The sequence below is a fragment of the Coleofasciculus sp. E2-BRE-01 genome, assembly GCF_040221695.1.
In the GTDB taxonomy this organism is placed as follows: Bacteria; Cyanobacteriota; Cyanobacteriia; order Cyanobacteriales; family Coleofasciculaceae; genus Coleofasciculus.
Genome location: NZ_JAVKEA010000028.1, coordinates 1 through 8959 on the forward strand (window position 1 = coordinate 1; position 8959 = coordinate 8959).

The window sequence follows — 8959 nt, forward strand, 5'->3', positions numbered from 1 at the left end:
GCCCAGTTAGTGGATTATGCGATCGCACCGCAGATGTAGTTATCAGTTATCAGCAGATGGGGAACACCTCGACTTACTTCGGCTTCGCTCAGTAACACGCTCGGTGTGTCAGATGGGGGAGATTGTGTAGGGGCGGGTTTCACTACTATCGTTTGAAATGGTGCGTTACGCTGCGCTAACGCACCCTACACTCGCCCCGACTTCACGTAATGACAAATGACCAATGACAAATGACAAATGACGAATGACACAATATAATTTTACAGTTATCGGTGGTGGAATTGTTGGCTTGTCTACGGCTTTAGCAATCGGACAACGCTACCCTGACTGTAAGATTTTAGTCCTGGAAAAAGAGAACCGTTGGGCATATCATCAGACGGGCAATAATAGTGGTGTTATTCATTCCGGGATTTATTATAAACCAGGCAGTTTTAAAGCAAAGTTTGCCCGTGAAGGGAATCTGTCTATGGTCAAATTTTGTCAGGAACATGGGATTCCTCATGACGTTTGTGGCAAAGTGATTGTGGCGACAGAACCTGAGGAATTACCGTTGCTGGATAGTCTCTATCAACGGGGATTAGAAAATGGGTTAACAGTGAAGCGAATTAGTCCGGAAGAGGTGGCAGAAATTGAACCTCATGTCCGTTCTGTGGGTGGAATTCGGGTGGCGGCGACGGGGATTGTCGATTATCGGCAAGTGTGTGAAAAGTATGTGGAATTAATTAGCGCCCAAGGGGGAGAACTGCGATTAAATACCACGGTGCAAAATCTGCGGGAAACGTCTGACGGTTTAGTCGTCGAAACCAATCAAGGAGAATTTGAAACGGGGATGGCGATTAACTGTGGTGGATTGCAGAGCGATCGCGTGGTGAAATTGGGTCAGATGCAGCCTCCAGCTAAGATTATACCGTTTCGGGGGGAATATTACGAATTGAAGCCGGAGAAGCGATATCTGGTGAAACATCTGATTTATCCGGTTCCGAATCCGAATTTCCCATTCTTAGGCGTCCATTTTACCCGAATGATTGATGGTGGGATTCATGCGGGTCCGAATGCGGTGCTGAGTTTTAAGCGGGAAGGGTATAAAAAGACGGATTTTGACTGGGGAGATTTGGTAGAAATTATCACGTTTCCAGGGTGTTGGAAATTGGCACAAAGCTATTGGAAAATCGGTGTGGACGAAATCATTCGTTCCTTTAGTAAAGCCGCATTTGTTCGCAGTTTGCAACGGCTAATTCCGGAGATTCAATCCGATGATTTAATGCCCACTCATGCAGGCGTTCGCGCCCAAGCGTTGATGGAGAATGGTCAATTAGTGGATGATTTTCTGATTGTCGAAGGACATAAAACGCTGCATGTCTGTAATGCGCCCTCTCCAGCGGCTACCGCTTCCCTAGAAATTGGACGTGCGATCGCAAATCGGGTTGAAGGTTAATATCGTTTTCATTTAGATACTCATCACCAAGACATCAAGGGCGTTTACTTCCCATTCTTGAAGGCTTTTTCCGCCAATAATTTTTAAACATTTGGTTACCTAATGGTGAAGTCTCGAACAGTAAAAATACATACCAAGCGATGACACTCATAACCAGATGTTCGCCACCATCTTCCACAAGAGCGATAAAGTCCTCTAAAATTTCTATAGATAAAGCTCGGCTCATAATATGTAGCATATCCATGACAATTCCAAAGAACGCCAATATGAATAGCAGACCAATCATATACCTTGATGATTGCCTAGCAATAGAATCACTGAGTCGATAGCCAATAGCGATTAAAAGCAGAAAAAATAAACTGGCTACAATTGATATTGCCAATTCACCTAAATCTTCCGGTCGCAAGTTAAATAGGCTAGGAAAGTCTAGCTGTTTACTAATATAATTTCCTCCGGTTTCATGGATTTCCAGAAAATCATCGAGTAACAGGTATACAAACAGAAGAGACCACGCCAGATAGAGAAAAGTATGTTTTTTTATAGCTAAACGCAAAAATAAAAGCGCAACCCAGTAGGCTTTTACATATTGAAAAACCTCAGGATATCCCCTATCTTTTGAAATGGAAAAAGATGTATCAGAAATTAATTCAGTTGTTTTGTAAATAATATGCAAAGCAATAAAAAGTAAATCAGTGGCGATAAGCAAGTATAAAAGCCGATTTGACCAGTTTTCTAAATTAATTTTCATTATGACACCCTAGCCTTTGAATGGTTAATTATATCAAATTCAGTACCCGATCCTACCCAGACCAATTGATCTGTAGGGGCGACCCGCCCTATTCAATTCACATCACCCAACCCTTAATTTTATCGGGTCGCCCTGTATCAAGTATTGAGAATTATTTGACACCACCTACCTTTGGACAAGGGCAAGTCGAGATAGGTTAATTCTCACACTGTCTACGATGTGCAGCGACTCGCCCCTACCACGGCGATAATCCCAAAAATGGCGATAATCCCGACAATTCCAGAGAAACACCCCTGACATTGACACCCCTGTAGGGGCGACCCGCCGCATACAATTAACAACACCCAACCCTTAATTTTATCGGGTCGCCCTGTATCAAGTATTGAGAATTATTTGACACTGCCTACCTTTGGACAAGGGCGAGTCGAGATAGGTTAATTCTGACACCGCCTACGATGTGCAGCGACTCGCCCCTACAGAAGGAAACTTAACAAAATTTAGGGCTAAAGCCCTTACTACGAACAGGCTAAAGCCCTTACTACGAACGAAGGAATGAAATGAATGCTTATGTCACTAAATACCGCTTCAGAAAACTTTCTAGAGATTCCATTTGCAAATTGTAGACCGACTCAATCTCTGCAATTTGTTCTGTCGTACAGAAAAACTCATTCGTGATTAAGGTTCGCAGTGTATTTAACCCATTGCTAATTTTGGGATTAACCAACTCTAACGCCGTTTTTACCCCATCAAAGACAAATAAGGGCGGATTGATAATAATTGGGTCTCGATTAAAGACACGACCAAAAATCTGAGGGATATCTTCCCGTTTGAGAATATCGGGTCCTCCTACCGGAAAAATTTGATTGTGTGCGGCTTCAATGCTAATCGAATCAACGGCAATTTTTGCTAAATCATCGGTACTCACAATAGACGAGCGATGTTTGGGATTCCCGTTGAGCAGATAAACCCCAGTTTGGCGAAATTGTTCCGCTAATGGTAAAAGATTGGAGGCAAAACCAGAGGGGCGAAGAATCGTATAGGTGATATTACTCCCTTGTAAATACTTTTCCGTGGCTCGTTTCGCCTTAAACACGGGTGCATTTTCATATTCTCGTTCTGCACCTAACACCGAAATATAGACAAACTGTTTAATTCCCAGCACCTTTGCCTGATCAATCAGTTCTCGATTGGCGCGATAATCGATGGCTTGAGCATCACCTGCGGAACCATGGGCGCTAATAATATAATCAACTCCCTGACAGGCTTTTTCGATGTCTCTATCGTCGCTCAAATCACCAACAAATATCTCTGCGCCTCGGTTTTCTAATTCCTTGTAATTTGACGATAACCGGACAAATGCCCGCACAGGTAATTCCCGTTCCCGTAATACCCGAACAATCCGGCGTCCTAATCCTCCAGTAGCGCCTGTGACTAAATACATAAAAACCTCTTTTGCTTATTTTATGGGTTAACATAAAGGGCGACCCGATCAAATTGAGTGGATTGGAGTTGTTCATTGATGCAAGCGGGTCGCCCCTACAGATTTCCCCTTTTTGCCATTTATAACCCGCGATCGCACGAGAATCTCCTAACTCTCAAACTCAACAATCACTGGTGCATGATCGCTCGGTTTCTCCAGGGTTCTGGGTTCTACATCAATCCTACAACTGGTTGCGGCTTCATAGAGCTTCGGCGTGAGATAATGATGGTCAATCCGCCAACCCCGGTTGCGGCTAAACCCACCATGGCGATAATCCCACCAACTAAAATGACCCCCGTCTTGAGTAAACTTGCGAAACGCATCCCCTAAGCCTAGCGCCAACACCTCCTCTAAGGCTTGGCGTTCTGCTGGTGATGCCATGATATGCTTGTCTTTATTCTGGGGATTATGAATATCTCGGTCATCGGGCGCAATGTTAAAGTCCCCACAGATACAGAGTTCATGGGATTGAGTGTCTAAGAGCGATCGCACATATTCCCGTAACAGTTTTAACCAGCGCAATTTATACTCATACTTCTCACTTCCCACCTCAGCACCATTGGGAACATAGAGATTAATAATTCGGACGCCATCCAGGATACCTGTAATCACCCGCTTCTGCCCGTCTAATTCTCCCACATCTTCTGGCGTCAACACCCCCGTAAACCCCATACTTACCGCTTCTAAAGGCTTACGGCTAAACAGTGCCACCCCGTTATAGGATTTTTGCCCGGACACATAGAGATGATAGCCTAAGTCTTCAAAGGGCGATCGCGGAAATTGCTCATCAACGACTTTGGTTTCCTGCAAACACAGCACATCCACAGGATTGTCTGTTAACCACTGACAGACATGATCTTGGCGGGTGCGAATTGAGTTAACATTCCAGGTTGCGATTTTCATATTAATTCTATAATCTTTTCAATTTTACGGCTTTTGTCTCTCCTTGACAGACCCAAGCCCCCCAGAAGTAAGAATGGGCGAGGGGTTGATCGGTTTCACTCAATTGTCGAGTTTGGGGTAGTAAATTCTCTAATTCCGCTAAGATGCTACACCCTAATTCAGATTCCTGTAACTGTTTAACTGTAATTGTGCGAATATAATCTTGAGCCTCTTTTAATGCCACACGTCGTCCTATACCCTGACGCAGATTGGATAAGAAGCGATTCATCAACAAAGCCGTGGCGCGATCGGGAACTGACCAAAGGCTCATGATTAAGGTTTTGGTTCCGGCTATGGCAAAGGCGCGACGCAAGCCGAAAACCCCTTCTCCCAGTTTGACATCCCCGATTCCAGTTTGGCAGGCGGAGAGGATAGCGAGTTCGGTTTCCCACAGATCAAGGGCGGCGATATCTTGGGCGAATACCATGCCTTTTTCAGCGGCGGCGGGTAAGGGTTTGCCTTCTAGCCAACGGTTCGCGCCCGCAAAGGCGAGGGCGGAACGTAACATTGGGTCTTCGGGATGGGAGGTTGAGGGGGTTTGGGGGGATTGAATGATTGCCTTAATTTGGGGAATGAGGGTTCGCAACTTGTGAGCAGGATTGGGGTTTCCTTGTTTGGTGAGGAGGGTGGCGACTGTTTCGATTTCCTCCAGTAATGTCTCGTTGAGCAGCTTGTGGTTATGGTATAAGATAGTCGCTTCTTGTCCATTGGGGCAAGTGAGTAGGGCTAAGATTAAATTGTCATAGTCTGGCTGTTGCATGGATTTGGAGAAATAGCCGTGGGTGGCGATTAATAGGAGTTCTGGGGATTGGCAATGGGTGAGGTGAGAGGCGAGGGCGTCTTTGCCAAAGTAGGGGGGGATGTTGAGGAGTTTGGCGATGCTTGCTCCCAGGCGGCGGGTGCCTTCGGCGCGTTGGAATCGGGCATTGGTTAGGGTTTGCAGGAGAGTGGCGATTGAGTTCTGCTCATTAGGGGAGACAGAGGGCGGGTTTTGTTGAGAGGTTGGCGGTGTTGAGGCTATGTTATCGGCTAAACCCGCCCCTACAGGTGTTTCGATGGCTAGGTTATCGGTTAAACCCGCTTCTACAGGTGCTACGAGGTCAAAATCGGGGTCAGCAATAATTAAGGGGGGAGAGGATGAGCGATTGGTTTGAATTTTAGAGCGCAAGATATCTCGCCCACCGCTCAGATAACTGATGGCGTACTCGTCTCTTAGTAGGGTTACTCCTGTCTCATCACTGGGGAGAAGGTCAAAGGGTAACAGGTTTAAATCCCCATCGGGGGCGAGGAATAGGGGTTGGTTGGGCTGCAAGTCGGGGCGAAGGGGGGCAAAAATTCGATGCTGTAATTCTATGCCGTTGATGGGTTGGGGTTGTTCGTTTTCCTCTTCTTCCTCGTCATCTCCTCCCATGTCTAAAGATTGCAACGCTTTTACACCGTCAGAGACATCGCGGCGAAAGTCCTGTATCAGTTGGTCAATTTCTTGGGCTGCGCCTAAGTATCGCATCTGTACGTTATCGGGTTGTCCAGCAGGTAGGATAAATGCTAGATAACGGGCGGGTTTAACTTGAGAAGTGTGAAAATCAAAGACATTAAAACAGACAAACTCGATTAAACTGCTACCTTCAGGTAGTGCTAAGGCGACGGTGTGACAGTCAATTTGTTGGTCTTGGAGTTGGATTTCTGGGACTTGGGCGGTCAGTTGTTTCTGTAGTTGGTTCTGTTCCCTTTGCAGTTGGGGAATCAGGTCAGGTCGAGGTTCGTGATAGATATAGTGGATAATCTGGTCGCTGAGTTGTCGCAGTTTCGTAAACTCCGATTGCAGATGGGGATAACGCCCACTATGGATGGCTTGATTGAGGGCGGCGGAAGCGGCGGCGGTGAGGCATTTGCGCTGGAGGATTAAATCGAGTGCGGCTTGGATGGCGTGGGGAGAGTTGGGGAAATACTTATAGATGAGAGAGAGGAATCTATCAAAATTATATCTGACAGTTTGCAGGAAGGTAAGGCGATCGCTTTCCGAACTGTAGGTAAAGGCTTGGTAAATTAAACGGTTCTCGATTGCCATTGCCTGTTTCATGTAGTCTAGCGCTTGATCATAGCGCTGGGTGGCAGCGAATAATAGGGCTAAATTATTGAGATTTATGGGAATATCAGGATGGTCATCGGCAAACAGGCGCTGAAACATTGCCAACGCTTGTTGAGACAAAGGTTCTGCTTTCCATAGTTTTCCCTGGGAGCGGTAGAGATAAGCTAAATTATCCAGATTTATAGCAATCTGAGGATGGTCATCGGCAAACAGACGCTGATTCATTGCTAGGGCTTGCTGATACAAGGGTTCAGCTTCCCCTAGTCTTCCCTGGGATTGGTAGGAATAAGCTAAATTATTGAGATTTATGGCAATATCAGGATGGTCACCAGCAAACAGGCGCTGTCTCATTGCCAACGCTTGCTGTAACAGGGTTTCCACTTCCCCTAGTTTTCCCTGAGATTGGTAAATAGAAGCGAAATTATGCAGACTTTGTGCCACATCAGGATGGTCATCAGTAAATAATCGCTGACTCATTGCCAACGCTTGCTGAGACAAAGGTTCGGCTTCGGCTAGTTTTCCCTGGGATTTGTAAAGTACGGCTAAATTATTCAGACTGGAAGCCACATCAGGATGGTCACCAGCAAACAGGCGCTGTCTCATTACCAGGGCTTGCTTTAACAAAGGTTCGGCTTCGGCTAATTTTCCCTGGGATTGGTAAAGTCCGGCTAAATTATTCAGACTTGAAGCGACATAAGGATGGTCATCGGCAAATAAGCGCTGTGTCATTGCCAGGGCTTGCTGATACAAGGTTTCGGCTGCTGCTAGTTTTCCCTGAGCATGGTAAAGATAAGCTAAATTATTCAGACTTTGTGCCACATCAGGATGGTCATCTCCCCACAGTTGTTGGGCTAATGCCAATCGTGCTTCAGCTAGACTCACTGCTTGAGTATACTGACCTTGATTATAGAGTTGGAAAACTTGCTGATTTAGTTGTCTACAGCGTAATATCTGCTTGAGTCTCACGAATCTTATTACTAATGTTCGCAATCTATTCAAAACTCTCATTGTCTACTCTTTTTAATGATGTGATTGATTCTTCTAGTTTCCCGATTTCAATTTCCGTAGTTGTCGAGTGTGTTAGTGAAGGGTAACGTATCCTTAAAGGCTTTGGTGGGTTACGGCGGATTGTTCCGTTTCAGGTTATGTGCCATAGTTTTGTTCCCGCCTAACCCACCCTACCGATACCGAGACTTAGGAGTGTTTGAATTAGATTCAAATAGTCTTGAATTCGTTGTTTGTCCATGGTTAATAATTGTGTAGGGGCGCAAGGCTTGCGCCCTGTTTTTCGATGTGTTTGTGAAGGGTAACTTATCCCTTAAAGGCTTTGGTGGGTTACGGCGGATTGTTCCGTTTCAGGTTATTTTCAATAGTTTTGTTCCCGCCTAACCCACCCTACCGAGACTATCTTGCTCCCCTCTCCCGGCGTGGGAGCGGGGGTGGGGTTGAGGGGTTTAGTTTAAGATGACACGGACAACCCAACCTCAATTACACCGTCACCTGATACGCCATCCGCCACAGTTGGGAGTCGCGGTCATCCTTTAAATAGTCCAATAACCCTGTTAAATGCCCTTCCTGCAATTGTAATAAAGGTTCACCTGGTTTCGGTAACCAGTCTAACTCTGGTAAATTCCGGGTAATGACGGCTACGATTTCCTCCCAACCTGTCGAACCCGTTAACTTAAAATACCGATGACGAGAACTGGCTAAGGGTAACGTTATTCTTCCTCCTGAATGTCGCCATTCTGGTGCAAATCCAGAGGGAGATAAACACCAGAGTTTCCCCGATGTGCCTTTTTCCAATAGGAGTAAATAGCCCGCCTGTTCCAGATTGACGTCTAAGCGAATTTTACTTTTTAACGGAATCAATATTGGGGCAGTTTCGTCAATTTCCGCCTCTCCCATCTCTAAATATGACAGCCGTTTCGGATTTAATGAGACAGGCTGCAATTTATCATTGAGCAATATCGGCTGCATTTTATTGGTTGGCTTGGCTTGTCCCCAAAGTTCCCGCCAAAGTTGGTTACAGGTGAGGGGAATTATACGGCGCTGTTTCACCCATTCTGGATACAATACCTCACGTAAATAGCGCTTGGCTATTTTCCACTTTCCCTTGGTGATTCCCTGGTAAGCTGTTCGGCATTTAAATAGGGTATAATTAAAATAGGAAATCCGAAAAACGAAAAAAATATGCCAGCCAAAAATTATTTGAAACCCGCTCAAAAAGAAAAATTACAAGTTGCTCTAAAAACCGAGAAAAATGCA

Annotated in this window: 6 protein-coding genes; 1 reads left to right on the plus strand and 5 read right to left on the minus strand. The window is 45.5% G+C overall.

Annotated elements, in window-relative coordinates:
* Positions 1 to 244 precede the first annotated feature (244 nt).
* A complete protein-coding gene (gene lhgO, locus RIG66_RS03230) occupies positions 245 to 1435 on the plus strand; it encodes an L-2-hydroxyglutarate oxidase (RefSeq protein WP_446375156.1) in 1191 nt (396 codons plus the stop codon).
* Between the two features lie 34 nt (positions 1436 to 1469).
* Here lhgO and RIG66_RS03235 read toward each other — a convergent pair whose 3' ends face one another.
* From RIG66_RS03235 to RIG66_RS03255, 5 genes are all read right to left on the minus strand, one after another.
* Entirely contained in the window at positions 1470 to 2183 is a 714-nt protein-coding gene (locus RIG66_RS03235) for a hypothetical protein (protein ID WP_446375158.1), read from the minus strand.
* A 565-nt stretch (positions 2184 to 2748) separates the two neighbouring features.
* Positions 2749 to 3624: an SDR family oxidoreductase gene (locus RIG66_RS03240; protein ID WP_446375160.1), complete on the minus strand. Its 876-nt coding sequence runs from the start codon at positions 3622 to 3624 to the stop codon at positions 2749 to 2751.
* Positions 3625 to 3771: 147 nt separating this feature from the next.
* Entirely contained in the window at positions 3772 to 4566 is a 795-nt protein-coding gene (xth, locus tag RIG66_RS03245; protein WP_446375162.1) for an exodeoxyribonuclease III, read from the minus strand.
* 7 nt (positions 4567 to 4573) lie between these two features.
* On the minus strand, positions 4574 to 7660 hold the full coding sequence (locus RIG66_RS03250; protein ID WP_446375164.1) for a tetratricopeptide repeat protein: 3087 nt from the start codon (positions 7658 to 7660) through the stop codon (positions 4574 to 4576).
* 522 nt (positions 7661 to 8182) lie between these two features.
* Positions 8183 to 8917: a DUF4384 domain-containing protein gene (locus tag RIG66_RS03255; RefSeq protein WP_446375166.1), complete on the minus strand. Its 735-nt coding sequence runs from the start codon at positions 8915 to 8917 to the stop codon at positions 8183 to 8185.
* Between the last annotated feature and the right edge of the window lie 42 nt (positions 8918 to 8959).